Consider the following 26238-nt stretch of genomic DNA (forward strand, 5'->3'; position numbering starts at 1 on the left):
TTGTATGAAAACCATCAAGGAGTTATTCAAAATAGGGAATGGCCCCTCCAGCAGTCATACCATGGGCCCGCGCCGCGCAGCAGGGCGTTTTCTGTCTCGCCATCCCGAAGCCCGGCGTTTCCGCGTAACCCTTTACGGTAGCCTGGCTGCCACAGGGGTGGGTCACCTGACCGACACCATTCTGATCAACACCTTCCATCCCAACCCCCTTGAGATTTTATGGAAGCCAGAGGTTGAACTGCCTTTACACCCCAACGGCCTGGAATTTGAAGCCTTCCTCGACGAAAAACCGATCGAAACCTGGCGCGTTTACAGCATCGGGGGAGGCGCCCTGATGGAGGAAGGCGAGGCCAACTCCATGGATGAAAACGTGTATATGCTCCATACCATGCAGGATATCATCAACTGGTGTGAAGCACGCGACAAGAGCTTGTGGGAGTTTGTGCAGGCCTGCGACCTGCCCGACACCTTCGAATACCTTGAGGAGGTTTGGAAGGTCATGAAACAAGCCATCGAAAGGGGGCTGGAAAACGAAGGCACCCTGCCCGGAGGATTAAACCTGGTCAGGCGCGCCCCTTTGTATTACACCCGCAGCAAAACCTTTGCCGACATCCTGAAACGCACCGGGCAAACCTTTGCCTTTGCCCTCGCGGTAGCCGAAGAAAATGCCTCTGGTGGCCAAATTGTCACCGCCCCTACCTGTGGCTCGGCCGGGGTATTGCCCGCCGTGCTCTATTCTCTTCAGAAAACCTATAAACTTTCCGACACCAGGATCATCCGGGGATTGGCCACCGCTGGCCTGATTGGGAACCTGATACGCACTAATGCTTCCATCTCAGGCGCCGAAGTGGGCTGCCAAGGCGAAATAGGAGCTGCCTGTTCGATGGCCGCTGGAGCAGCCGTTCAGCTGCTAGGGGGCTCTCCTCTGCAAGTCGAATATGCTGCCGAGATGGGAATGGAGCATCACCTGGGACTCACCTGCGACCCGGTAAATGGCCTGGTTCAGATCCCCTGCATCGAACGCAATGCTATGGCTGCTGTCAGGGCCTGGGAATGCGCCACATATGCCCTGCTCTCCGATGGGAAACACCGCATTTCTTTTGACGATGTAATACAAACGATGAAAGAAACCGGCCTCGACATGAAAGCCAACTATCGCGAGACCAGCCAGGGAGGGCTGGCCATTAATTGGACCGGATACCGGAAAAAGAATCAGAAACCGTAGCTTATCCCCGTAAATATGGAATACTGGAAAGGCAATGCCTGGCCAATCATCAGCTGGTCGCGCACCATCGGCATCAAATAAATCTGAGCCGTAGGTTCAAAGGTCAAATGAAAATGGTTACCAATGGGGATGTTAACCGCAATTCCACCATGGGCCGAGAAGTTGAACTTTCGCAGGCCATAGGTCTCGCCAATGGGACGCTGCATGGTTTTTCGACCCAGAAAGACCTCATTGCCAAGGATATAATTCAGTGAGCCCCCGGCCTTAACCATAAATTCAGCATCCTGGATCCTGACTACCCTTATCCGGGCAAGCAAGGGAACTTCCAGGTATGTAAAATACTGACTGACGCCAAAATCGCGGACTTTAAGCATCTCAGGCCCGCCTTCAAAGTCAAATTGCTTGTTGGTAATGACGCGGTAGGACTCTGAGTCGGCAAAAAACAGGGTAGGCTCACTCAGGCGAATATTGCCCTGAGAGGTAACGATGGTTTGGGGATGGCTGAAACGCGAGGTGCGGTCCATTTCAAAGATGGGCAGGTTATCCGGGTGTGAGAAAGCAATGATGTTGCTCACAAATTGCCCCATGGTACCGTAATTGAAGCCCGACTGCAGGCTTAACCAGGGAAATACCCTTGCCTGAACCGAAAGACCCATATTGAAAGAAAATAATGGATCTTCAAGATAGCCAAAAGGAATACCAGCCTTGTTGGTTTCAGTAGGATTGATAATATGCCTGTAACTGTATTGGGGGGCGAAATGCATCCCAAGGCTCAGGAAAGAAAGGTCTTTTCTTTCATCCACCAGGGCGAGTGCTTCCTCCACATGGTCGAAGAGAGGGATTCCGGAAGAGACGCCAGACAATGGCATGATAATATCGGGAAGTTCAGCGTCAAGCGAGGCCCTTAAGGCTTGCAGCGAAATAATGTCGTCATAAACAGGGAAATGAAATCCTGGTTCTGCAGGCTGCGATTCGTTCAAAGCCAGAATGGGAATCCCGGCAGAACCTTCATCGGGAGATAAAAATGCCTGGGAGGCATCGGACCGCGAGGAAGCTATTGCGACAGGGGCTGCCAAAGGTGATTGTGAAAAGATCTCCCCGGGAGTATTGCCAGTAGGCTGAAAGGTCAAAAACCAAAAGGAAAATGAGCTCACAAGCAAAACCGCAATGCCTGCAGCCACCTTCAGGAAAACAGGAGCCATCCCTTTCTTTGCGGGCTCAGACATGCCTGCCACCACGCCATACCAGACGCGGGAAGGCGGTCTGACCTCAAAGTCGTCAAACGCGTCCCTTATCTTGTCATCAAAATTTTTATAATCAATTACCATCACAAACCTTAAATGGCTTTTTCAACAACTTTCTCTTGTTTAACAATCCACTCCTGCAACATCGACCGGGCCCTTGAAAGATTGGAACGCGAGGTGGATTCTGAAATCCCCAGCATTTCCCCAATTTCCTTATGGTTCATCCCTTCAAGCACCGAAAGGTTAAACACCAGCCGGTACTGGTCGGGCAATAACTGGATCAGGTTCAGCAACTCGGCCAGCCTGAGTTTCTCTGGGCCTCCATTCTCTTCAAAAGCGTGCCCGTTCTTGCCAAGATCCTCCACCGACAAATGATATATCCGTTCCCGGTATTTTTCAATTGCGGTGTGGATCATAATACGTTTAATCCATCCCTCCAGGCTTCCCTGCCCCCTAAAGGTGTCGAGTTTCTCAAAAACCTTGATAAACCCTTCCTGGAGGATATCCTGGGCTTCATCATAGCTGCCCGCATAACGGAGGCAAACCCCGTACATCTTTTTCGAAAAAAGGGTGTACAGGCGATACTGGTCTGCCTTGTTATTCTTCAGACAGCCTCTTATTATTTTTTTCAGGGAGTCCACCAACTAAATGCTTAAGGCACAAACAAAGTTAAGAATTCCTGCAAATTAGCAAACCCCTCAAAAAAACCTTCAAAAAAACTTCAAAGACCGTAAAAAGCGGCCACAGCCGCTAAGCTTTCAGGCTTGATGTCTCGCAAGAAACAACAGCCTTTAACAATCCCGCAACAGACCAGGAGAAAAACCTGGCCCAAGCGGAAAAGTGAATTATGAACTAATAGGAAAACAAGCCGAAAGGAAAAGGTTTCAGGGAAATGGCCGCGGGTTAGTTGGTTTGGTTAATGTTGTTTGCAGCTTCTTCACCCGGAAAAACCCCCGGGGAAAGTTTGTGCGGCCATTACCGTGTACCCCTGAAACGCATACAAAACCTGAAAAAACGGAAAATATAAAAAAGGAGAAATTTCCGCTCCTAAGAAACAGGTCTAATGGTCTAATTACCATTCAAAATAACAAAGAACCTTTGCCAGCAAACACAATTTCGATTTTGCTTACATCCCATTAGACGCAAAAACCCGGGGAAACGCTGCGTGATTTTTTAAAAAAACGACTGATAAAACCCTTATCGGCCGGGTCATAATCTGTTTTAAACTTCTCTGCATTATGGTTCATTTTTATTTTTTATTCATTAAAATGAATTAAAAATTTTTCACTCCGGAATAAAAAACCTGGGTTTTTTTGATCCCTGGGTCATGAAATGAATCGGGCAGAACAGGAACATCCTCCTGCCAGGCTCGTAGTTAATACGGAGTTTATTCGGTTTAAACCGAATAAACTCCGTATTAACTACGTATTAACTCTGAAGATGGAAACAAAATCAAGGGAGCAAAAATCTTCTGTTCCCTTGTCATAGCAAGGGAAGGGAGGGGTTTACAAAACCTTGATGACCCTGATTTCTTTAAACCGGGTATAGCAAAAGAAAAAGCCAAAAACAGGGATTTATTCGCCCATTTTCACGGCGTCTAGCATCAGATCCATGTCAAAGGGGCTGATTCCGAATCCTTCCAGGTGTTTGCGGTCTTCGTTAAAGGAAGCCTTAAAGGTGTCGAAGTCTTTCATCCGGGCAAGGCTCTGGCGGTATGACTTCAGGGCTTCTGCAGGCTGCCCCTGGCACCACAGCACGTGACCCAGATTCTCGAGGTCGTAGGGGTTTTCAGGATCCGCGTTTAGCAGGCGTTCGAGATAGTCTTTGGCGGTGTCGAGCTTGCCGGTCAGGAAGGAACACCAGGCCAGTGGGCGGCGGATGCGGTGGTTTTCAGGGGCCAGCACTTCAATTTTAAAGTAATAGTCGAGGGCTTCCTCGTAACGCTCGAGGTGCACCAGGCATTGCCCGATGTTGGCTTGCACCTTCAGATCGTCGGGCTCGGCCTTCTCCACCTGCCGGTAATAGCGCAGGGCTTCTTCCCAGCGGTTGAGGTATTTGCTGCAGAAGGCCAGCTTGCGCATGATCCACGGCCGGTCAGAATCGATCAGGTCGGCCCTCACGTAATAATCATAGGCCTTGTCAAGCTGCCCTGTCTTCTCATAGCAAAAGGCTATCTTCTCGAACAGCTCAATGTTGTCTTTTTCATTCTCCAGAATCGCCAGAAAGACTTTAAGGGCATCGGGATAAAACTTCTTATCGAAGAACAGCTCAGCAATATTACGAATGGTTTTGCTTTCGGACACCAGGTGCTTAACAAAGGCAGTTTCGTAAAGATCAACATCCAGGCTAAAGATATCATCAAATTCCTGCCGCCAGGGATGGATCTTGAAAAAGCGGTACAGATCCTGGAAGTATTGTGTATAAATGCTTTTGGTCCGGGCAAAGTCGTTCAGCAGGCTTTCGTCCTGCTCAATTTCAGCATAATTGCCCAGTTCGTTGTTCAGCATATTCATCATCATGGCCTTCTGCTGCTCAGGAGCCATGCCCAGGTTGAGGCAGAATGAATATTTGTCGCTGTTGCACATAAAAAAGCTGTCCTCAAGTTTGCTGACCAGGGGGGTGAGGTCGGTTTGCCCGGTGCCGCTGCCCAAAGATGATGCAATGGCCTCATTCTCCATATAGAAGGGCACGAACCAGTTGCTGATCTCGCGGAAGAATGGAAATCCTTTCAGCTGTGAGAAGGCGCTCATAAAGACATCCATGCCTTCGAGCTGCATCTCGGTAAACTCCTGCAGCTTATCAAGCAAACCAGGCGTATCTTCAAATACCGTTTCCCAATCGGGGTTCTTTTCTTCGCCAAACTCTTCCTTGAAAATCTGGTCGAGTTCGAGTTTCTCTTCAATTTTGGGCCTCATTTTCATCATGGCGGGCATGATCTCTTCTTCCCATTTACGACGAACCTTCTCGGTTTCCTTTGCCTTGGTGAACTGGATTACAATGGCTTCAAGGTTTTGCTCTATTCCCGGGAATTCACGGAAATCCAGGGTTTTTTCTTCAAGCACGGGATAAAGGTAGAAGCGGTCGTTGTATTTCAGGAAAGCCACAAACAAGCCTACCATGGCACGTTCCCAGACGCGCTCCTCCCTTTTCTCGGCAAAGCGAAAGAGGATAAGGAACTTATTGACATCGAAGTAACGCAGCAGGCTGAGGGTAAGGGCACTAACGATCAGGCCCTTGTCGTGCCAGGGCAGGCGGCCGGAATCGCAACTGGCATTGAGCAGTTCGATTTCTGCCTCAGTATATTTGTCGGTAAGCCAGATAATATTAAAGATGCGGATGAGTGATTCTTCGCGACCGGGCAAATCATTGCTGTCGGCAACCTTTACCTCCTTCAGCAGACCGGCCAGCTGGTCGTCGTAGGTGACGCGTTCCAGGTAAGCGAGGGCTTCCTGGCGCTCGAGCCTTTGCTCGCGCTGCAGCCGCGACTTCATCTGGTAGGTGTTTGAGGCGCCTGCCTCGGTGAGCAGCATTTCCTTGAGCTCGTCAGCAAGCTCTAGCAAGCTGCGAATCAGGTAATGGTAGATTTTTTCACGCTCAGGGTCGTGGACAGCAGCAAAGGAATGTTTCAGGATATTGCGGTAGGTCTCTAAAAGGTTGTCAAGCCGCTCGTTGATGAATTCTTTCTGCGATTCTTTGACCAGCAGCCTCAGCTTCTCAATGGCTTCAACGACCTGCCTCTTGTGAAGCATCGACACAATATTCTGATATTCCTTTATGATGTTTTTATAAAGCATTCGCGTATAATTTATGGAACCAACAAGTGGTTTAAGGCAAATTCGCTCAAAATCCGTGCCTTATATAAATTAAACAATAAAACCCGCAAAATGTCAGGAGTAAGGGGAGAAAAAAGCACGCCGTTTTGTCAGCGAACAATGGTAATGACCCCCTCGGTGTTTTTTCGTTCCTCTCCGCGGGAATAGGTCAGGATGTAAAAATACGTGCCATCGGGGGCACCCTCTCCGTCCCACCAGTTGTTAAAATAATCGGAGTGTTCGTAAACCTTTTTGCCCCAGCGGTTAAAGATCACCATCTCGGCCTGGTAATACTCCAGGTTGAGGATCTCAAAATAATCGTTGATGCCATCACCATTGGGGGTAAAGACATTGGGAATGGTAAGGTCACAGTTTTGCTGGGTCACATCGAGATCAAAGAAGTCAAAACATGCGGTTTCCTCGTCGGTCACCTGAACGGTATAAGTGCCGGGGGTCTTGGCCATCAGGGTATCGTAAACAGCCCCCGGAATCTCCACATTGTTAAATGACCACTGATAGGAAAACAAAGGCGTTGCATTGTTGATGGCCGAAACCGTAAGGAGCGTTGAATCGCCTTCACAAAATGGCAGTTCGAGTTCAGAAAGGATTTCGGCTTCGGGCAGGGGGCGGATATATACCGTCACGGTAGTGTCGTAGAGACAGCCAAAGGAGTCAGTAGCCTCAAACCTGAAGGTGTGGTCTCCGGGTTCCTCAACAAAAACGGCAACCGGGTTGCCCTGGAGGGGGTTGGTGTTTTGATACCACCGGCGCTGGGTGATCTCGGGAAAGAAAATGAGCGAATCGGGATAAAAATCTTCCCTGAAATACAGGCTCCAGCTGAAGATAAAACCATCGTCGCCCGGCACCTGGTCTTTAACCCTTAAGGTCCATTCCCCATTCAGGGGGCATCCGGTAAGCCCATTGAAATGATCGTCGGGGGTGTAAGAACCAGCGGGCAGGTATGCGGCATTGAAATAATAATTGCCGGCCTGGTCGGTGTATTCATGAAACTGGGGAGCGGTCTGGGCCATGGTGCCATAGGCCGCTTCGTTAGAGAAGCAATAATTGTATCCCTCTCCAGGGGTCACATTGTCCCAGATAACAGGTTCACCCAGGTTGGAGGTTCCCGAGCCATAGTCTTTCAGGGTGATCCTGTTTCCGCTCGGGCATTCCAGCTCAAACTGCAACTGGCCGTTGACGGCGTGCTCAATGTTGATGCATACCTGGTCAATATCCACTGCAGACAGGATGACATCGCCCTCATCGAAAATATCGAAGACCAGTGATGACTCATACAGTTCGCCAGTGCCATCAGGGATGGCTGCCGTTTCGACCACTTCAGTGGGAAAACCCGTCCAGATGTTAGGCGTGGCCATCCCAAGGAGCGAAAAGGTCTCGCCCGCGCAGGCCGTGTCGACAGTGGCAATGGTGCCATCGAAGCTGGGATAGGTCCCTAGTTTTATGACCTCGTTCACGGTGGCTTCGCAGCCGTGGGTGGGGTCAGTGGCCACGAGGGTAATGGGGTAAGCACCCGGATTGAAAAAGGAATGGGTCACCTGGCTACCGGTGTAGGGGGTTCCATCAACCAGCCATTGGTAGGATACCTGGCTGGGGTTAAAGGGCAGGTTCTCTGGTAAGTAAGCGGAAGATGCCAAGAGGGTGATGTCGCCGGTTTCAGGGCAATATTCAAAGGTGCCTGCCTGCGGAGTGATGCTTGCCTGGAAGGTCTCGCATAAACTGAGGCACTGCATAGGCGCCGACCAGCCATTGCTTTGATCGCTGGGGGAAGAAACAAAGCGGAAATGAAGGCAGCCCTCAGAGGCATAAACGTGCAATCCCTGGAGGTCTGTAGCCGTGGCTTCCCAGAGCAGGGGCGCAGAAGAGTCGGGTCCGTCGTATACGTAAAGAATATCGCCCTGGGCCAGCTGGAAATATTCAAAAAACACATCCAGCACCGGGTGTTGCTCATCATTGCTGCAAAAAGTCACACTGAAATCTTCGTTGGGCCCATAGGGGGTCTGGAAATCTCCACCACTGTCGGTAAAAATGCCAGTGCAGGTCTCAACAGTTTGGCCATCATATACACTGATGGGATAGGTTTGCTGAGCATAAACCCCCAGGCTGATCAATACAAATACACTTACCAGGAAAATTCGGAATGAGGTCATGAAGAACATCTTGTTTGCAGCAATGTGTAATAAGGCTGCTATTATTAGATAAATACGGTCAAAGTAAGGCTTTTATTTTGTGCATGTCGCAATCTCCAAAATTAAAAAAAATATGGTTTTTTAATTGTAATTTTGCAAGCTATGAAAAACATCAGGAATTTTTGTATCATTGCCCACATCGACCACGGTAAAAGCACCCTGGCCGACCGCCTGCTTCAGACCACCAATACCATCAGCGATCGTGACTTTAAAGACCAGCTGCTGGACAACATGGATCTGGAGCGCGAGCGAGGCATTACCATCAAAAGCCACGCCATCCAGATGGATTATGTGCAGGATGGGCAGGAATACAAGCTGAACCTGATTGATACTCCCGGACACGTCGACTTCAGCTATGAGGTTTCACGTTCCATAGCCGCCTGCGAAGGTGCCTTGCTGATCGTGGATGCCTCGCAGGGTATTGAAGCACAAACCATTTCCAATCTTTACCTTGCCCTGGATCACGATCTGGTGATCATCCCCGTACTGAATAAAATGGACCTCCCGGGTGCCATGCCCGAAGAGGTAGCCGATCAGATCGTTGACCTGACCGGTTGCGACTATGATGACATTATCCCGGCCAGCGGGAAAACCGGCTTTGGGGTGGACAGCATCCTTGAAGCAATCGTCCATCGCATCCCTGCACCCAAAGGGGATCCTGAAGCGCCCCTGCAAGCTTTGATCTTCGACTCGGTGTATAATCCTTTCCGCGGCGTCATTGCTTACTTCCGCGTCTTCAACGGGCAGATCAGGACCGGCGACCACGTCAAGTTCATGAATACCCGCCGCCAATACAATGCGGATGAAGTGGGGGTGCTGAAGCTGTTGCAACTGCCCAAGCCTGTCATCTCGGCAGGCGATGTGGGTTACATCATCTCAGGCATCAAGGACGCCCGGGAAGTGAAGGTGGGCGACACCATCACGCACGTCAAGAGATCCATCCCCGAAGCCATCAAAGGCTTTGAAAACGTTAAGCCCATGGTATTTGCAGGCATATACCCTGTGGAGACCGATGACTTTGAGGAATTGCGCACAGCCATGGAGAAGCTGCAGCTGAACGATGCCTCGCTGACCTTTGAACCCGAATCGTCAGCAGCGCTGGGCTTCGGATTCCGTTGCGGGTTCCTGGGGATGCTTCATATGGAAATCGTCCAGGAACGCCTGGAGAGGGAGTTCGACATGACGGTGATCAATACGGTTCCCAACGTGTCTTACCACGCTTATACCACCAAGGGAAACATGATCGTGGTCAACAACCCTTCAGACCTGCCCTCGAGCAATATCCTCGATTACATTGAAGAACCCTATATCATCGCCCAGATCATTACCAAGTCTGAATACATCGGCCCGGTGATGTCGCTGTGCCTTGACAAGCGGGGCATTGTAAAAAACCAGGTTTACCTGACTACCGACCGGGTGGAGATGACCTTTGAGATGCCACTGGCAGAGATCGTCTTTGACTTTTACGACCGGCTGAAGACCATTTCACGCGGGTATGCTTCCTTCGATTACCATCCCAGCGGTTACAAGAACTCCGACCTGGTGAAGCTCGATATCCTGCTTAACGGAGACCAGGTGGATGCCTTGTCTGCCCTGATCCACCGCGAAAACTCCTATGATTTTGGCAAGCGCATCTGTGAAAAGCTAAGACAGCTGATCCCCCGTCAGCAGTTTGATATTGCCATACAGGCCGGTATCGGCTCAAAAATCATTGCCAGGGAAACCGTTAAGGCCCTGCGGAAGGACGTTACGGCCAAATGTTACGGAGGCGACATCACACGCAAGCGAAAACTGCTGGAGAAGCAAAAGAAAGGGAAAAAGCGTATGCGCCAGATCGGCAATGTGGAAGTACCCCAGCAGGCCTTTATGGCAGTCCTGAAGCTCGACGACTAATCACCAGATTCATTTCCCGCGTTTCCTTTTTGACCGGCACCGGCTACCACGATGCAAATCTCCCCTTTTACCGTACCCTTTTCAAAATAGGCGGCCAGTTCCTGTAGGGTTCCGCGAACATTCTCCTCGTGCATCTTGCTCAACTCGCGCGAGACACTGGCCTGCCGTTCAGCGCCAAAGACTTCGGATAAAGCCTTCAGGGTTTTAACCAGGCGGTGGGGCGATTCATAAAACACCATCGTTCGGGCTTCGCTGGCAAGAGAAGCCAAGCGGGTTGCGCGTCCTTTTTTCTGGGGGAGGAAGCCTTCAAAGCAAAAGCGATCGTTGGGGAGCCCGGAATTAACCAGTGCTGGCACAAAGGCCGTTGCTCCAGGCAGGCACTCCACCTCAATCCCTTCACGGATGCATTCCCTGACCAACAGAAATCCGGGATCCGAGATGGCGGGCGTCCCTGCATCGGTCACCAGCCCAAGTTTCATGCCTGATTTAAGTTTCCCGATAAGGGATGTCAGCGTTTTATGCTCATTAAACTGGTGGTGCGCCATCATGGGCACCTTCAGCTGAAAGTGCTGCAAAAGATTGCCGGTCGTGCGGGTATCCTCGGCCAAAAGCAGGTCAACTTCACCCAGGATCCGGAGGGCACGCAGGGTGATATCTTCCAGGTTGCCAATGGGCGTGGGTATGACAAACAACTTTGACATGAGCTAGTTTAAGGAACCGGTTTAGCGATCCATATATCTGCGCTGCACAAAATTGGCCAGCTTTTCTATGGTTTGTGCCGAGCGCTTTTCATCCCAGCCCAGCAAGTCATTTAACTCATTCAGGTAACCGAAGGCCTCCTGCATGTCTTTAAATTCATTGAGGCGGGCAACGGACTCATTGTATACCTGGATATTCCCGCCAAAGAGTTCGTTAATGAAGAGGAACTTTTCATTGACCCCAATGGCATCCTTTAAATTGGAGATGGGTGTCATCTGAAGGCGTGTTCCAATGCTGCGGTCTTCCTTCTGGGCAATAATCCGCTTGTGCAGGGAATTGTCCTCTTTTTCCAGACTTTCCCCCACATTACGTGAGGCGGCCCCGGTCGAGAACAAATCCAGCACAGAGTGCGGACCATTCATCCGGGGGGGATGTGGTTTTTGAACACTTTCCTTTCCTGGTTTGGCAACAGGTTTGGGAGCAATTTCCTTAACAGGCGCTGATTCGGCTTCTTTTTCAGGTTCAGGTTCAGGCTCTGGTTCCTCAACAGGCTCAGGTTGCAGGTTTTCTTCTATAACAGGTATTTCTTCATGTACCGGAGTTTGACTTTCTGGTTCAGCGGGCATCTCCTCTTCCGGTTCTTCATTTGGCGTTTGCTCTGCCTTTTCCTGATTTTCAGTCTCAGGCGTCTCCGCTGTCTCTGCGAAGGTTTGATTTTCAGTTTCTTTTTTCGCCTGAACTTCTTCTGTTGGGAACTCGGGGGTCTCAGCCCTTAGGCCGGAAAGGTTTGCATGCCTGCGCAACAGGTCAAATTGCCGGTACAGGGAACGCAGATCCTCCATGACCAGGTCTATTTCCAAATCAGCATTGCCCTGGTCCTGCTGGTTAATGGAATGAGCACGTTCGACAATTTCTTCCAGTAAATGAATGATCCGGTCTTTAATTTCTTGATGCATGGGAAAAAACAGAAAAGGTTCTACAAAAAACTTAAGTAAAAATCAACGCGGGATGATCTAAAGTTTATGTTTATTTTTGTGGCTGCCGGGCCAAAAAATCCGCATAAAGGTAACAAAGAAAAAAGAAAAACGCTGAATGTTTCTTGAAAATGAAATAGATCGTACACGACGCCGGGGCTGGATTGAAGTAATCTGCGGGAGCATGTTCTCGGGCAAAACCGAGGAACTGATCCGGCGCCTGAAGCGGGCCAAATTTGCCCGCCTGAAGGTGGAGATCTTCAAACCCGCCATCGACACCCGGTATGATGAGGAAAAGGTCGTTTCACACGATTCGCGTGAGATCCTTTCAACGCCTGTCCCCTCTTCGGCCAATATTATTTTGCTTGCCAATGATGTGGACGTAGTGGGCATTGATGAGGCACAGTTTTTCGATGCTGAGCTCCCCAACGTTTGCAACCAACTGGCCAACTCAGGCATCAGGGTAATTGTGGCTGGCCTCGACATGGACTTTAAGGGCAACCCCTTTGGCCCTATGCCTGCTTTGCTTGCCATGGCCGAATACATCACCAAGGTACATGCCATTTGCGTGGAATGCGGTGCCCTGGCCCAGTATTCACACCGAACCATTGTCAGCGATAAGCTCGTCGTGCTGGGAGAAACAGAAGCTTACGAACCGCTTTGCAGGGCTTGTTTTATTAAGAAAAGTAATAAGTAAGAAGTAAAAAGCAAGAAGCAGGAAGTAAGCCCTAAACCGAAAGTTTATTGCCTCAGCAATCAGAATGTCAGACAACTACGACAACTAGACAACTACGACAACTCTTCTTTTAACCTTTTCTTTATGGCTTCCGTTTCCTTTTCATATCCCGGCTTTTCCAGCAGGGCAAACATGTTCTTCTTATAAGCCTCTACCCCTGGCTGATCAAAGGGGTTCACCTCCAGGATATAGCCACTGATGGCACAGGCCATCTCAAAGAAGTAGATCAGGCTGCCCAGGTTCAGGGCGTCCAGTCGCGCAAGGGTGATCTCAAGGTTTGGGACGTCCCCGTCGACGTGGGCCATCATCGTACCCAGGCTGGCCATGCGATTAACCTCACCCAGGCGTTTGCCGGCCAGGAAATTCAAGCCATCCAAATCCTGGGGGTCTGCCGGAATCTCCAGTGTTCTTGCGGGACTTTCAATGGTTAGTACCGTTTCAAAAAGGTTGCGTAAGCCATCCTGGATGTACTGCCCCATAGAATGCAGGTCGGTGGTGAAGTTCACCCCAGCCGGGAAAATGCCTTTCTGCTCCTTGCCTTCACTCTCGCCGTAAAGCTGTTTCCACCATTCCACCAGGTAGTTGAGCGAAGGGGTATAGCCAGCCAGGATCTCGGTGGTTTTTCCCTTGCGGTAAAGGATATTCCGGGCTACTGCATAAAGTGCTGCAGGGTTTTCGGTGATCTTGTCCTTCTCTTTCAACAATTTCTGCATCTCACGGGCCCCATCCACCAGTTGCCTGATATCAATGCCTGCCACTGCAATGGGCAGCAAGCCCACGGGGGTTAGCACCGAGAAACGGCCTCCCACGTCGTCAGGGATCACATAGGTGGCATAGCTCTTTTCGGTGGCCAGTTTTTTCAGGGCGCCCCTATCCGCATCCGTAACGGCAAAGATCCTTTCCCCAGCCTGCGCCTCGCCATATTTTTGCTCCAGATGGGCCTTCAGCAGGCGAAAAGCCACGGCAGGCTCCGTTGTGGTGCCCGACTTGCTTATTACAATCACTGAATAGTCTTTCTCGTCAAGCAATTCGAGCAGTTGCGCCATATAATCCTCATCCAGCTGATGCCCGGCATAAAGCATCAGGGGCGACTTGCGCGCCTCCTTGTCCTGCAAACCCCTGAAAGGATTACTCAGGGCGTCGATCACCGCCCGGGCCCCAAGATAAGAGCCGCCGATGCCACACACCACCACCACTTCTGATTGCTGTTGCATTTTACGGGCATCCTTTTCAATCTTGTCCAGGAGCTCCGCATCGATGTTTGAGGGAAGCTCAACCCACCCCAGGAAATCATGACCCCGGCCGGTTTTCTTATAGATATTTGACCGGTGAAGGGCCACTTCAGACTCGAAAAGAGCTATTTCATTGTCACTGATGTAATCCCGGGCATTGCCCAGGCTAATTTTGATCTCGCTCATCCTTATATTTTTTGCTCAATTTATTAAAATTTTTCCGAAAGCGCATAAAAAAACGCGGCAACCCACTCTTTCATCGGCAACCGCGCTTTATTATGATTGGTTTTTTAGTCCAGCTTCCTTGCTACTTCAATGGTTTCGAAGGCTTCGATGATATCCCCGACTTTCAGGTCATTAAACCGCTCGATATTCAATCCGCATTCATATCCTGAAGAAACCTCCTTCACATCGTCCTTGAAGCGCTTGAGTGAGCCCAGGGTGCCGGTATAAACCACGATCCCGTCGCGAATCAAGCGGATGCTGGAGTGGCGCTGAATCTTTCCGTCGAGCACCATACATCCGGCAACGGTACCCACCTTGGTGATCTTGAAGACATCTCTGACCTCCAGGTTGGCGGTGATCTTTTCTTCAATTTCGGGCGAAAGCATCCCCTCAATGGCCGACTTGATCTCATTGATGGCGTTATAAATAACACTGTAGAGCCTGATATCAATCTCTTCCTGTTCAGCAAGTTTTCGGGCTGCCGCAGAGGGGCGAACCTGGAAGCCGATAATCACGGCATTGGATGCTGAGGCCAGCAACACGTCGCCTTCGGTGATACCCCCAACGGCCTTGTGAATGATATTGACCTGGACTTCTTCTGTGGTGAGCTTAAGCAGCGAGTCTGCAAGGGCTTCCACCGAACCATCCACGTCACCTTTCACGATGATATTCAATTCCTTAAAGTCGCCAATGGCAATACGCCGTCCGATCTCATCCAGGGTGATATGCTTCTGGGTACGTAATCCTTGTTCGCGGAAGATCTGCTGACGCTTATTGGTAACCGAGCGGGCTTCGCTTTCCGATTCCATCACGTTAAACGTGTCACCAGCCTGGGGCGCACCATCGAGACCCAGGATCAGCACAGGAGAGGCAGGGCCTGCTTCCTTGATACGCTGTCCGCGCTCGTTGAACATGGCCTTCACTTTGCCGTGATGCACACCTGCCACCACAATATCGCCGACTTTCATCGAGCCATTCTGTATCAATAAGGTCGTTACATACCCCCGCCCCTTGTCAAGCGAAGATTCGATCACGGTTCCTGATGCACGGCGAGAAGGATTTGCTTTCAGTTCAAGCAACTCAGCCTCCAACAGTACTTTTTCCAGGAGTTGCTCCACATTGGTGCCGGCTTTCGCCGAGATCTCCTGGCTCTGGTATTTTCCACCCCAATCTTCCACAAGGACATTAAGCTTTGCCAGCTCTTCCTTCACCCTTTCAGGGTTAGCAGAAGGCTTGTCAATCTTGTTGATGGCGATGACAATAGGGACATTGGCTGCCTGGGCATGGTTAATGGCTTCCACGGTCTGAGGCATCACGTTATCGTCAGCAGCCACCACAATGATGGCTACGTCGGTGACCCTGGCACCACGTGCACGCATGGCCGTAAAGGCTTCGTGACCCGGGGTGTCGAGGAAGGTGATGGTCTTACCTGAATCCAGTAATACAGAGTAAGCCCCGATGTGCTGTGTGATCCCGCCGGCCTCTCCGCCAATAACGTTGGTATGCCTGATGCGGTCAAGCAATGAGGTCTTCCCATGGTTAACGTGACCCATCACCGTAACAATGGGTGCGCGTGGCACCAGGTCCTCTTCCCTGTCTTCCTCTTCTTCTATATCTTTTTGCTCATCGAGGCCAACAAATTCAACATCAAAACCAAATTCACTGGCTACAATGGTAATGGTCTCGGCATCGAGTCGCTGGTTGATCGAAACAAATAGGCCGAGGTTCATGCAAGTGGCAATGACTTCGTTGACATTGACCTTCATGAGGTTGGCCAACTCGCTGGCGGGGATGAATTCTGTAACCCTCAGTACGGATTCTTCTGAAGTTTCCCGTTCCAGTTCCTTCTCGCGTTTCTTTTCCAGGATATCGCGCTTGATGCGGCGGTGCTTGGAGGCTTTTGATTTGCCACCGCCCCCGCTTAATGCTGCAAGGGTTTCGCGCACCTGACGCTGGATTTCCTCTTCCGACACCTCGGGTTTTATATGGTCGCGGCGTGGAGATTTGCGCGCCTTCCCGGCATCCGTGCGTACACCCTTGTCGCTGTGGGTTGCACTGACATCCACCTCTCCGCCTTTTTCCTTTTTGCTGATGCGCTTACGTTTGCGGCGCTTCGACTTGTTGGCATCCGAAGATGAGGCCACCAATTTTTTGCCCGCTTCCTTCTCCTTGGGCAACTCCATGGTCCCTAAGATTGTGGGGCCACTCAGCTTGGCGCGCTCTATCTTAAAAAACTCTTTCTTCTCTTCTTCGGGTTTCGCGGCTTCTGGCTTCTGTTCTTCCTTTTCAGTCGCTTCAGCCTCTTTGGCCTTTTCTTCCTCAGGGGCCTTAGGCGCTTCGGGCGCCTTTTCTTCAGGGGTTTCTGTTTTTTGCTCTTTTGGCTTCTTCTGAGCTTTGGTTTCTTCAAGATCCAGCTTGCCGATCACCTTCAGGCCGCCTTTTTCTTTTTTATCTTCTTTTGCAGGAACTTCTTCGGCTGCTTCGGCCTCGGGCGCTTTTGTTTCCTCAGGGGCTGCTTCCCCGGGCGCAGCGCGTTCCTCTTTTGCCGGTTCCGGCTTTTCTGCGGGAACTTCCTTCTCTTCCTTCTCCTCGATCTTACCGACCACCTTGGGGCCGCTGAGCTTCACCTCTTCCTTTACAGAAGGAGGCGTTGCCGCTGGCTTGCTGTCCTTGATGAAAAGATCCTTGTCTTCGGCTTCTTCCTTACCTTTACCTTCTTTCTCTTCTTCACGGGTACCTTTGGGCTGTTCCAGCGAGATGGTCTTGCGCTCAACGTGCTCCAATCCCTTGCCAAGGGTAGCTTCCTTTAGCTTCTTCTCTTGCTGAAACTCCTTAAATAACAATTGATAGGCATCCTCCGAGAGCTTGGTGTTGGGGTTGTTCTCGATGGAAATACCTTTCTTGCCCAGAAATTCAACAATGGTCGTAGTACCTATGTTAAATTCCCTGGCAACTTTACTTAAACGTTTTAATGCAGTACCTTCAGTCATATTCAGGTTTAGGTTTTCAAAAAATTCGGAGCCGGCGAAAAATCTTGCAAAATTAAGGGTTTTATTCGAATTCTGCTTTCAGTATACGCATGACCTCCTGGATGGTCTCCTCTTCCAGGTCAGTACGCTTCACCAGGTCTTCCACGCTCAGATTGAGCACACTCTTGGCGGTATCGCAGCCAATATTCTTAAATTCATCAATGACCCACTGTTCGATCTCGTCATTGAATTCCATCAGGTCAACATCCTCGGTTTCAACATCCGTATCGCGGTACACATCGATCTCATAACCCGTAAGCAATCCGGCCAGCTTAATGTTGAAGCCACCTTTCCCGATAGCCAGCGATACCTGATCGGGCTTGAGGAAAACCTCTGCCCGCTTGTTCTTGTCATCGAGGGTGATCGAATTGATCTTGGCGGGGCTCAGGGCACGGGTAATGTACAGGTTGGGGTTATTGGTGAAGTTGATCACGTCAATGTTCTCGTTGCGCAATTCGCGAACGATGCCATGTATTCTTGAACCTTTCATCCCCACACAGGCGCCTACAGGGTCGATGCGGTCGTCGTATGATTCCACGGCCACTTTGGCCCTTTCACCGGGCACACGGACGATCTTCTTAATGGTAATCAGGCCATCATACACTTCCGGTACTTCCTGCTCAAACAGACGCTCGAGGAAAACCGGGGAGGTACGCGAAAGGATAATCAGCGGGTTGTTGTTCTTGATCTCCACCCTTGACACTACGGCACGCACCGAATCGCCCTTACGGAAGAAATCCGAAGGGATCTGCTCGGTCTTGGGAAGGATCAGTTCAATGCCTTCATCGTCAAGGGCCAGGATCTCTTTTTTCCATACCTGGTAAACCTCGGCAGTGACAAGGTCACCCACCCGTTCCTGGTATTTCTTGTAAACGCTGTCTTTCTCCAGTTCAAGAATCTTGGAAGCCAGGTTCTGACGGATGGCCAGGATCTCGCGGCGGCCGAAGTCAGCCATCTTAACAGGTTCAGACACCTCTTCACCGATCTCGAAGTCGGGCTCGATCTTGATGGCTTCCGAATAGGCGATCTCGGCGCTGGGGTCTTCCACCTCACCGTCCTCTACAATCACCCGGTTGTGCCATACTTCAAGGTCACCCTTGTCAATGTTTACGATGATGTCAAAATTATCTGCCGATCCATATTTCTTCATAAGCATGTTTTTGAAAACATCCTCAAGGATCAACATCATGGTAGAGCGGTCTATGTTCTTAAACTCCTTAAACTCGGAAAACGACTCAACCAAATTTATACTTTCCATATGCTTGCGGTCAATTACTTGTTAAACCTGTGTTTTTTTCCTGTTATTCCTTGCTGAACGAAACCTGTATCCGGGCTTCCCTGATGTCATTGAAAGCGAAATAGGCGATAGGGTCTTCCAGGGGCTCCCCTTTTTTGGGCTTTTTCTTTGTGGCTTCCTTCTCGATGCGGATGCCCTCATCGAGCACTTCCACCAGCTTGCCCCGGGTCTTCCTCAGATCGTGGCCCATCACCATGATTTGCCTGCCTACATTGATATGATACTGACGCTTCATTTTCAGGGGTGATCCCACCCCCACCGACGACACTTCCAGGTCAAAGTCTTCGGTATCGCGGTCAAAGAACGACTCGATGTGCTTGCTTAGCAGGGCACAATCGGCAACTTGAATGCCTTTTTCCCCGTCGAGCAGCACCAGCACCCGGTTGCCGGGACGCACGTTTACGCTTACCAGGAACTTATCCGTGCCTTCCAGGTATTCGTTTACGATGCTTTCTATCTGTTTGCCGTCTATCATATCAATGGCTTCCAATGAAAGAGGGGACTTAATTGCCCCCTCAACAAATTGGCGTTTTGCAATATTCTGCGCAAAAGTAATACTTTTTTTCCAATAAATAAAAAAACATCCCTGTTTTTTAGCGCATTAGGCAATGCTTAAACAGGGATGTTTTCCTTTTTTGTGTTTTGTTTTAATAACCCTGCAGGAAAAGCTGGTAATAGGTTTCAAACGTTTCCTTTGCTTCCCCGGCAAGGGCATCCTGCTCGTATTCACCCGCCAGGAACTGAATGCGTTGTACAAGGGCCAGGGCCTCCTGCTTGTTGCGATCGAGGAAAGTAGCCCGGGGACCGGTAAATGAGAAGTAATGCCTCAGATCCTGTCCATACAACTCCAGCATGCGTTCAGCAATGGCTTTCGCCTTTTCCAGCTCGCCGGCCCGATAATAAGCCTCGGCAATCAGCAGGTTGAAATAATTATAGGGTACCTGCGACTCGGGCATGATCTCCATGGCCTTATCGAGCACCACCACCGCCGAATCGACCTTGCCCTCGTCGATCAGGGCGTGGGCCAGCCGCTGCATGATGTTGCGGAAGTTCACGGTCAGCCTCCGGTGGTCTTCGTTCAGATAGACCCTGGGATCGTTGATATTGCCCCAGACGAACTTGTTCATGATGTTGTCGTAAAGGATGCGGGTGTTAATCCGGCCGGGCTGCTCTTCCACATCGGCAGTGCGGATAGGCACCAGGCGGTAAGCCATACCATCCAGCTGGAAATACTCCTCAAGCCCCATATACGAATCACCACCGGTGGTGATGGCAAAATATACCGGGCGTTCCCAGTTGTTGGTGGCCAGGAAGTCGAGGACCATCATATGGCTTTTCTGCAGGCCCGTCTGATCCATGGTCCACTCCACGTAAGGCACGATCAGGTGCGCATCCTCAGGGGCCACCGTGCCATTAGCGACTACTTTGGCCGAATCAACAGGCAGCCGGAACCTTTTGGTGGGGAAATAATCCTCCGAACCACGCGAAGTCCTGATGCGCGTGCGCTGATCATCGCTGGCCACAAAATTCACTACGCTGCGCAGGTCCTGGAAGCCTTCCAGGTTCGGGTTATCGACCATATACACATAGTCGCGCGTCCCGTCCCGGTATTGCCTGGGTTCCATGCTCAGGGGCAGGGGTTCGGCGTCATAGGTCTTGCGCCGCATCATGTTATTGATATACCAGTCGGTATTAAACAGGCTCAGGTTCACCACCTTCACGTCCAGCCTAACGCCTTCCACCTCCTGGGCATACCACAGCGGGAAGGTGTCGTTGTCGCCATTGGTAAAGATGATGGCATTGGGGGCGCACGACTCCAGGTAGTTTTTGGCCACATCGCTGACCAGGTAACGGTGCGAGCGGTCGTGATCGTCCCAGTTCTCTTTAGCCATCAGGGCAGGGGCCATCAGCAGGGCAAGAACAATGGCCAGCACCCCGGCAATCTTGCCATTCAGCTTCTTGGCAAAGAAGTTGTAAAGGCTCATCACGCCCAGCCCCACCCAGATGGAGAAGGCATAAAACGAGCCGATGTACGAATAGTCGCGTTCCCTGGGCTGGTAAGGCGTTTGGTTGAGGTAAATGACAATGGCCAAACCCGTCATAAAGAACAGCAGGGCCACCACCAGGGTGTCACCGGGCCGGCGGCGAAGCTGGTAAAGCATGCCAAAGATCCCCAGCAATAGGGGCAGCATAAAATAGCGGTTGAAGCCGCGGTTTGAGGTCATGCTTTCAGGAAGGTTGTCCTGCGGACCCAGGCGTGCCTCATCCAGGAAGCGGATGCCGCTGAGCCAGTTGCCTTCCACCGGGCTGCCGTGGCCCTGGATGTCGTTTTGCCTGCCGGCGAAATTCCATAAAAAATAACGCCAGTACATATGACCCAGCTGATAGGAGAAAAAGAAACGGAGGTTCTCACCAAAGGTGGGCTTATTGATGGTGCGGCTCTGCCCGTCGGGGCCCGTAAAGCGTATGGGCCGTCCTTTCACGTTGCCCCAGCTCTCATAACCGCTGATGTGAATGGACTGCTGGTTGCTGTGCATCCTGGGAAACAGGGTGACAAAGTCGGGATGATAAACCGGTTCGAGGCCAATGCGCGCATTGATAATTTCGTATCGTTTGGTTTCCTTGTTCTTGCCGTATACCGGCTTGCCATCTACCGCATCGATCAGGGGCGAGTTGTAATAGGGGCCTTTCAGCAGCGGCCACGATCCGTATTGCTCACGCCCCAGGTAAGCCTTCATGGCCAGGGCATCCTTGGGCGCATTCTCGTTGATGGGCACCTGGGCATTCGAGCGAACCACCAGCATGAAATACGACGAATAGCCAATCACCAGGAAAGTCAGGGCCAGGATCACCGTGTTCCATACCACCTTTTTGTGCTTATGGGTGAAGTACAGACCATAGGCAATGGCACCAACGACGGCTGCAAAATAAAAGATCGTGCCCGAGTGGAACGGCAGGCGCAGCACGTTGACAAAGAATTTCTCAAATTTCCAGTCGAGGGTCAGCAGGCCCGGAATCAGCACACTCATGATAAACCCCACCAACAGAAGCGATAAGATAGCGGTGATGAGAATACCTTTGGGGGTAGGGTTGAACTTCTTGAAATAATAAACGAAAACGATGGCAGGGATAGCCAGCAGGTTGAGCATATGCACCCCGATGGAAAGGCCGATGATAAAGGCGATCAGCAGCAGCCATCGCAGCGAATCTTTTTCATGTGCCGCAGCCTCCCATTTCAGGATAGACCAAAACACAAAAGCCGTCAGGAACAGGGAGGTCACATACACTTCGGCTTCGACAGCGGTAAACCAGAACGAATCGCTGAAGGTAAGTGCCAGGGCCCCCACCAGGCCGCTGCCAAAAATGGCGATGGCCTTCTCGCGGGTCACTTCCACTTTATCGGCAATGAGTTTACGGGCCAGGATGGTAATGGTACGAAACAAAAAGCTGACTGTCAGGGCGCCGGCCGTTGCCGACATGGCGTTGATCCAGAAGGCCACCCTGCTGGTGTCGCCAAAAGAAAGCAGCGAGAACATGCGGGCCATCATCTGGTAAAGCGGGGCGCCCGGGGGGTGGGCGATCTGAAGCTTATAGGAAACCGAAAGGCGCTCGCCGGCATCCCAGAAGCTGGCTGTAGGCTCAACGGTCGAAAACAATACGGTGGCCCCTATGGCAAATACTGCCCAGGCCAGGTAGTTGTTCAACTTTTTGTACAACTTTTCGTCCATCTCTGAAAAGGGTTTTATGGTAAGTGTGCTGCGCGGGCAACTCGGAAAACTGCCCGGCAAAAATCGCTTGCGAAGTTATGAAAAAACAAAGGAAAAATTTCCCTTTTTAACATTCTTTACAACCCCCTGCTATACAACACTTCAACAGTACATATCCTTGTAACGGAAGCCTCAGCTGCGTGGTATGAGATCACATAAAATTCTGAAAAAATAATTGTCAGAAAAAAAAATAGTTTTAACTTTGCAACCCGAATCCAAAAGGTACTGACCGATGGTGTAACGGTAGCACTGCAGATTTTGGTTCTGCCTGTTCAGGTTCGAATCCTGATCGGTCAACACCCTCAAAAGGCCGGCTCATAAAAATGGGCCGGCCTTTTTCTTTTCTGCGTCCTTCCAGGGTCATACCATCCTCGTAGTTCAGTCGGGTTTCAGACGTTTTAAAACGGTTAAACACCGGTTAAAGTACGAGCATGGTCCCTGTTTGAAAGGTCGTTAGTCCCACCAAGCCTCCTTTCTTTTATTAATCATTATTTGTCTCCCAAGGATAAATTTTTGTCCATAAACATTACATCAGCTATTGCATAACTTAAATAAGTGTTTTATATTTATGGCCGAAAAAGGCTATTTCCAGTATCCAAGCCTCCGCTGGTTCTGTAAATAAAAGCAGAACACTGGTTTTGAGCATTGCTTTTGAATTTACCCGTTTCATCCCCTCCTCCGGGTAAAAATTGTGGATCGCCGGTTCAATCATGTATGGTATGCAACCGTCATATATAATAAAACATTTTTTTTATTTCCGTTCGCTGGCGTTGCTTCAACTGTAATTCCTGAGCCCGCCTTGCCGGGCCTATAACCATGGCGGTCACCATGATTAAGGCAACATTTTTGGAAAGACCCTTAAGTTTCTCAACCTTAAAACCATCTGCAATGAAAAAAATTTTCACCCTTATGTTTTGCCTGTGCGCCCTGGGCGCCAGCGCCACCATCTGGCGGCTGAACAACAACCTGGCCGTGGAGGCCGATTTCCGCACCTTTGCCGAAGCCCAGGAAGCGGCTTCCGCCGGCGATACCATTTTCGTGGAGGGAAACGGAATGGCCAACCATTATGGCCAAATTACCATTACCAAGAAATTGGTCCTCATTGGACCGGGTTATTTCCTGGATGAGAACGACTCCACCTATGTCAATGGAAACTTTGCCCGCTTTATGAGTATTACCGTTCAATCGACCGCCCCAGGAACAGAAATTTACGGGATTTATCTTTTCAGCGGCGATTACAATATCCGCTATCTGACCATCCGGGCATCCAATGTCATTGCAGCCAGAAATTTCTTTAATCCTCACGATTACGAAGCCATCAGGATTGACAGTGTGGTCCAGAATGTTACCATTGCTCAAAACTTTGCCTATAGAATTGACATCGCTGCTGCAGCCAGTAATTTCATTATTTCGAACAATTATATTCATGACCGAATCAACCTGAATCCATCCTCCAATGGAATTATTTCCAATAATGTAATTTCAACTGGTATTTTTAACGCATACAATTCCCAGATCAAGAATAACATTTTGTTCGCTATGTCTGGGGGGGATGTTTTTACCTACCCAAACACCGGGAATTTCATCAGCTACAATATTTTGAGCGGAGCCCTGGGGACCGGAAGTTATGGTCCCGGGAATGTTGCCAATGTTTCGATGGCTGATGTATTTTTGGGCTATCCCTCACAAGGTAACTACAGCCGGGACCAAAGGTGGCAATTGAAGCCTGATGGCCCTGCCGCAGGTGCCGGCGAGGAAGAAATTGACTGCGGCATGTTTGGGGGCGCACTTCCTTATATCCTCTCAGGCTTACCGGCAGTGCCCAGGGTATATGAGGCGGTGGTGCCCACGGCAGGCTCCACCTCGGCCGGGCTACCGGTGATCATTAAGATCAAATCGCAAAACTAAGCACTATGAAAAGGTTTTTCATTTTGCTTGGCCTGTGGCTGTGGGGCTTAAGCCTCTGGGGCCAGCAGGTCACCCGGGCAGAGTATTTCTGGGATGCCGATCCGGGCTTTGGCAATGCCACCCCCCTGGCGCTGGTGGCGGCTGAAGATTTGGAGGTCAGCCTGGAAATCCCGCTGGAGGCATTGGAACCGGGCCTGCACACCCTGTTTGTCAGGGCCCGCGACGAGAATGGCCGATGGTCGCAGTGTTTCCTGCAAAGCGTCCTCGTCCTGAAAGCGGCCCAGATACCTTCCCTCCTGACCCGGGCAGAGTATTTCTTTGATGAGGACCCCGGCTATGGCCAGGGCATCCCCCTGGATCTTCCACCCGGAGATCAGGCCGTACTTTCCCTGGCCCTTCCCCTGGAAATCCTTGAAGACGGCATCCACACCCTGTTTGTCAGGGCCCGCGATGACAAGGGCAGCTGGGGACTGGTGTTCAGCCAGACCTTCCTAATGCAAACCTTTCCCCAGGACCAGCATTACCAATTGACCGCCGTGGAGTATTTCTTTGACGAGGACCCTGGCTTTGGGCAGGGGATTTCCATACCCTTTGAAACAGGGGATGAAGTGCAAATTTCCATGGATCTTCCCCTGGAATCTCTGGGCGACGGCATCCACACCCTGTTTGTCAGGGCCCGCGATGATAAGGGCAGCTGGGGACTGGTGTTCAGCCAGACCTTCCTGCTGCAGCCCTTTCCCCAGGACCAGCATTACCAGCTGACTGCTATGGAGTATTTCTTTGACGAGGACCCTGGCTTTGGCCAGGGGATGCCGCTGGATTTTGAACCGGCTGCAGCTATTGCCCTGGACCTTGAACTCCCCCTGGAGGACCTCCCCGAAGGCATCCACACCCTGTATGTCAGGGCCCGGGACGACAAGGGCAGCTGGGGGATGGTATTCCAGCAGAACTTCCTGAAATTCTTCACCCAGGACGAAGAGCCCCTGGTCAACCGTATGGAGTATTTCATCAATGAAGATCCCGGCTTTGGCAACGGAATCCCCATCCCTTTTAATACGCCAAGGGAAACCGCTCTGAAGCTCTTTGAAGTGGATGCCGCATTATTGCAGCCCGGCACCAACACCCTGTATGTCAGGGGGCTTGACACCCGCGGCCGCTGGGGTTTGGTGTATCAGACGACCTTTGAGACCCTGGAAACCCCGCCCTGTGATCCGCCCACTGACCTGACAGCCACGGATGTGGCCGAAACCACCGCCACACTGGGCTGGACAGAACAAAGCGTGGGCACTTCCTGGGATCTTCTTTGGGTGCCTAACGGGATGGATCATACCGAAGACGGGATAGTAGCCGCGGGCATTGAGACCAACCCCAATACGGTTGAGAATCTGTTCCAAACAACCCTGTACGATTTTTACGTGCGCACCGCCTGCAGCGACGGCCAAGTAAGCCCCTGGGCGGGGCCTGCCAGTTTTCACACCCTGCCCCTGGCCACCAACACCCTGACCTTGCTCTCTGATCCGCCTGGAGGAGGTACTGTCACAGGTGAAGGCTCCTATGCTTACGGCGAGACCATCACCATTACCGCCAGCCCTAATACCAATTTTGTGTTCCAGTATTGGACAGGGGATACGAATTTCCTGGATGATCCCCAGGAGCCCACCGCCACGGTCACTATGCCTGCCCAGCCCATCGCCCTGACGGCTCATTTCCAGGATGTGACGGGCATCGGTGAGGCCATTGGACAAGGCCTGAGAATATTTCCCAATCCCGCTCGAGATCAGCTACAGGTGGAATTCATTCACCAGGGAAAGGAGGCTATCCTTCAGCTGATGAACATCCAAGGGCATATTGTTGATCAACTCATCATCAACGAGCCGGGAAGGGTAAATACAAGCATCAATACATCTACCCTGCCTGATGGACTTTACCTGATCATTGTTCGCAACGAACAATGGCGGTTGATCCGCAAGGTGGTCATCAAACATTGAAA

The 26238-nt window shown here is 50.9% G+C and carries 16 protein-coding genes and 1 tRNA gene; 6 read left to right on the forward strand and 11 right to left on the reverse strand.

Features of this window, described 5'->3' with window-relative positions; all coding sequences use genetic code 11:
- Positions 1–4: 4 nt before the first annotated feature.
- Positions 5–1225 (forward strand): L-serine ammonia-lyase, encoded by a 1221-nt coding sequence (locus tag V2I46_00570; protein MEE4175979.1) that lies wholly within the window; start codon positions 5–7, stop codon positions 1223–1225.
- Here the strand turns inward: V2I46_00570 and V2I46_00575 are convergent.
- The 4 genes from V2I46_00575 to V2I46_00590 all read right to left on the reverse strand — a co-directional run bounded on the left by V2I46_00575 (position 1213) and on the right by V2I46_00590 (position 8449).
- Positions 1213–2553, reverse strand: a complete 1341-nt coding sequence (locus V2I46_00575) for an outer membrane beta-barrel protein (GenBank protein ID MEE4175980.1) — start codon at positions 2551–2553, stop codon at positions 1213–1215. The two genes, V2I46_00570 and V2I46_00575, sit on opposite strands and share 13 nt — an antisense overlap.
- 8 nt (positions 2554–2561) lie before the next feature.
- Entirely contained in the window at positions 2562–3110 is a 549-nt protein-coding gene (locus tag V2I46_00580; GenBank protein MEE4175981.1) for an RNA polymerase sigma factor, read from the reverse strand.
- 933 nt (positions 3111–4043) lie between these two features.
- The gene (locus V2I46_00585) at positions 4044–6263 is read right to left on the reverse strand and encodes a tetratricopeptide repeat protein (protein MEE4175982.1); all 2220 of its coding nucleotides are present in this window, start codon (positions 6261–6263) and stop codon (positions 4044–4046) included.
- Positions 6264–6391: 128 nt separating this feature from the next.
- On the reverse strand, positions 6392–8449 hold the full coding sequence (locus V2I46_00590) for a gliding motility-associated C-terminal domain-containing protein (GenBank protein MEE4175983.1): 2058 nt from the start codon (positions 8447–8449) through the stop codon (positions 6392–6394).
- A gap of 141 nt (positions 8450–8590) precedes the next feature.
- Between V2I46_00590 and lepA the strand changes: the two genes are divergently transcribed.
- The gene (lepA, locus tag V2I46_00595) at positions 8591–10381 is read left to right on the forward strand and encodes a translation elongation factor 4 (protein MEE4175984.1); all 1791 of its coding nucleotides are present in this window, start codon (positions 8591–8593) and stop codon (positions 10379–10381) included.
- Here the strand turns inward: lepA and rsmI are convergent.
- Together rsmI and V2I46_00605 are read right to left on the reverse strand one after the other, a co-directional pair.
- A complete protein-coding gene (gene rsmI, locus V2I46_00600; protein MEE4175985.1) occupies positions 10378–11082 on the reverse strand; it encodes a 16S rRNA (cytidine(1402)-2'-O)-methyltransferase in 705 nt (234 codons plus the stop codon). The two genes, lepA and rsmI, sit on opposite strands and share 4 nt — an antisense overlap.
- A 21-nt stretch (positions 11083–11103) precedes the next feature.
- Positions 11104–12036, reverse strand: a complete 933-nt coding sequence (locus tag V2I46_00605; GenBank protein MEE4175986.1) for a hypothetical protein — start codon at positions 12034–12036, stop codon at positions 11104–11106.
- A gap of 136 nt (positions 12037–12172) precedes the next feature.
- On the opposite strand from V2I46_00605, the gene V2I46_00610 reads away from it, so the two are divergent.
- Entirely contained in the window at positions 12173–12751 is a 579-nt protein-coding gene (locus tag V2I46_00610; protein MEE4175987.1) for a thymidine kinase, read from the forward strand.
- Between the two features lie 92 nt (positions 12752–12843).
- Here V2I46_00610 and V2I46_00615 read toward each other — a convergent pair whose 3' ends face one another.
- From V2I46_00615 to V2I46_00635, 5 genes are all read right to left on the reverse strand, one after another.
- Complete coding sequence (locus tag V2I46_00615; GenBank protein ID MEE4175988.1) at positions 12844–14208, reverse strand: glucose-6-phosphate isomerase; 1365 nt, start codon at positions 14206–14208, stop codon at positions 12844–12846.
- A 104-nt stretch (positions 14209–14312) separates the two neighbouring features.
- Entirely contained in the window at positions 14313–17237 is a 2925-nt protein-coding gene (gene infB / locus V2I46_00620; protein ID MEE4175989.1) for a translation initiation factor IF-2, read from the reverse strand.
- Positions 17238–17298: 61 nt separating this feature from the next.
- Positions 17299–18534, reverse strand: coding sequence for a transcription termination factor NusA (gene nusA / locus V2I46_00625; GenBank protein ID MEE4175990.1), 1236 nt, complete (start codon positions 18532–18534; stop codon positions 17299–17301).
- A 43-nt stretch (positions 18535–18577) separates the two neighbouring features.
- On the reverse strand, positions 18578–19048 hold the full coding sequence (gene rimP, locus V2I46_00630; GenBank protein MEE4175991.1) for a ribosome assembly cofactor RimP: 471 nt from the start codon (positions 19046–19048) through the stop codon (positions 18578–18580).
- A 172-nt stretch (positions 19049–19220) separates the two neighbouring features.
- A complete protein-coding gene (locus tag V2I46_00635; protein ID MEE4175992.1) occupies positions 19221–22301 on the reverse strand; it encodes a DUF2723 domain-containing protein in 3081 nt (1026 codons plus the stop codon).
- Between the two features lie 265 nt (positions 22302–22566).
- Here V2I46_00635 and V2I46_00640 point away from each other — a divergent pair.
- From V2I46_00640 to V2I46_00650, 3 genes are all read left to right on the forward strand, one after another.
- Positions 22567–22637: transfer RNA gene (locus tag V2I46_00640), tRNA-Gln, on the forward strand.
- Between the two features lie 591 nt (positions 22638–23228).
- Complete coding sequence (locus V2I46_00645) at positions 23229–24248, forward strand: right-handed parallel beta-helix repeat-containing protein (GenBank protein MEE4175993.1); 1020 nt, start codon at positions 23229–23231, stop codon at positions 24246–24248.
- Positions 24249–24253: 5 nt separating this feature from the next.
- Positions 24254–26236, forward strand: coding sequence for a T9SS type A sorting domain-containing protein (locus tag V2I46_00650; GenBank protein MEE4175994.1), 1983 nt, complete (start codon positions 24254–24256; stop codon positions 26234–26236).
- The last annotated feature ends 2 nt before the right edge of the window (positions 26237–26238 follow it).

The organism is Bacteroides sp., from assembly GCA_036351255.1.
Classification (GTDB): Bacteria; Bacteroidota; Bacteroidia; order Bacteroidales; family UBA7960; genus UBA7960.

Excerpts from the sequence above, each read along its gene's own strand:
- V2I46_00575 (MEE4175980.1), bottom strand. The coding sequence starts at position 2,553 with ATGGTAATTGATTATAAAAATTTTGATGACAAGATAAGGGACGCGTTT.
- rsmI (MEE4175985.1), bottom strand. The coding sequence starts at position 11,082 with ATGTCAAAGTTGTTTGTCATACCCACGCCCATTGGCAACCTGGAAGAT.
- V2I46_00610 (MEE4175987.1), top strand. The coding sequence starts at position 12,173 with ATGTTTCTTGAAAATGAAATAGATCGTACACGACGCCGGGGCTGGATT.
- V2I46_00650 (MEE4175994.1), top strand. The coding sequence starts at position 24,254 with ATGAAAAGGTTTTTCATTTTGCTTGGCCTGTGGCTGTGGGGCTTAAGC.
- V2I46_00585 (MEE4175982.1), bottom strand. The coding sequence starts at position 6,263 with ATGCTTTATAAAAACATCATAAAGGAATATCAGAATATTGTGTCGATG.
- rimP (MEE4175991.1), bottom strand. The coding sequence starts at position 19,048 with ATGATAGACGGCAAACAGATAGAAAGCATCGTAAACGAATACCTGGAA.
- V2I46_00615 (MEE4175988.1), bottom strand. The coding sequence starts at position 14,208 with ATGAGCGAGATCAAAATTAGCCTGGGCAATGCCCGGGATTACATCAGT.
- nusA (MEE4175990.1), bottom strand. The coding sequence starts at position 18,534 with ATGGAAAGTATAAATTTGGTTGAGTCGTTTTCCGAGTTTAAGGAGTTT.
- V2I46_00590 (MEE4175983.1), bottom strand. The coding sequence starts at position 8,449 with ATGACCTCATTCCGAATTTTCCTGGTAAGTGTATTTGTATTGATCAGC.
- V2I46_00635 (MEE4175992.1), bottom strand. The coding sequence starts at position 22,301 with ATGGACGAAAAGTTGTACAAAAAGTTGAACAACTACCTGGCCTGGGCA.
- infB (MEE4175989.1), bottom strand. The coding sequence starts at position 17,237 with ATGACTGAAGGTACTGCATTAAAACGTTTAAGTAAAGTTGCCAGGGAA.
- V2I46_00645 (MEE4175993.1), top strand. The coding sequence starts at position 23,229 with ATGAAAAAAATTTTCACCCTTATGTTTTGCCTGTGCGCCCTGGGCGCC.
- V2I46_00570 (MEE4175979.1), top strand. The coding sequence starts at position 5 with ATGAAAACCATCAAGGAGTTATTCAAAATAGGGAATGGCCCCTCCAGC.
- V2I46_00605 (MEE4175986.1), bottom strand. The coding sequence starts at position 12,036 with ATGCATCAAGAAATTAAAGACCGGATCATTCATTTACTGGAAGAAATT.
- lepA (MEE4175984.1), top strand. The coding sequence starts at position 8,591 with ATGAAAAACATCAGGAATTTTTGTATCATTGCCCACATCGACCACGGT.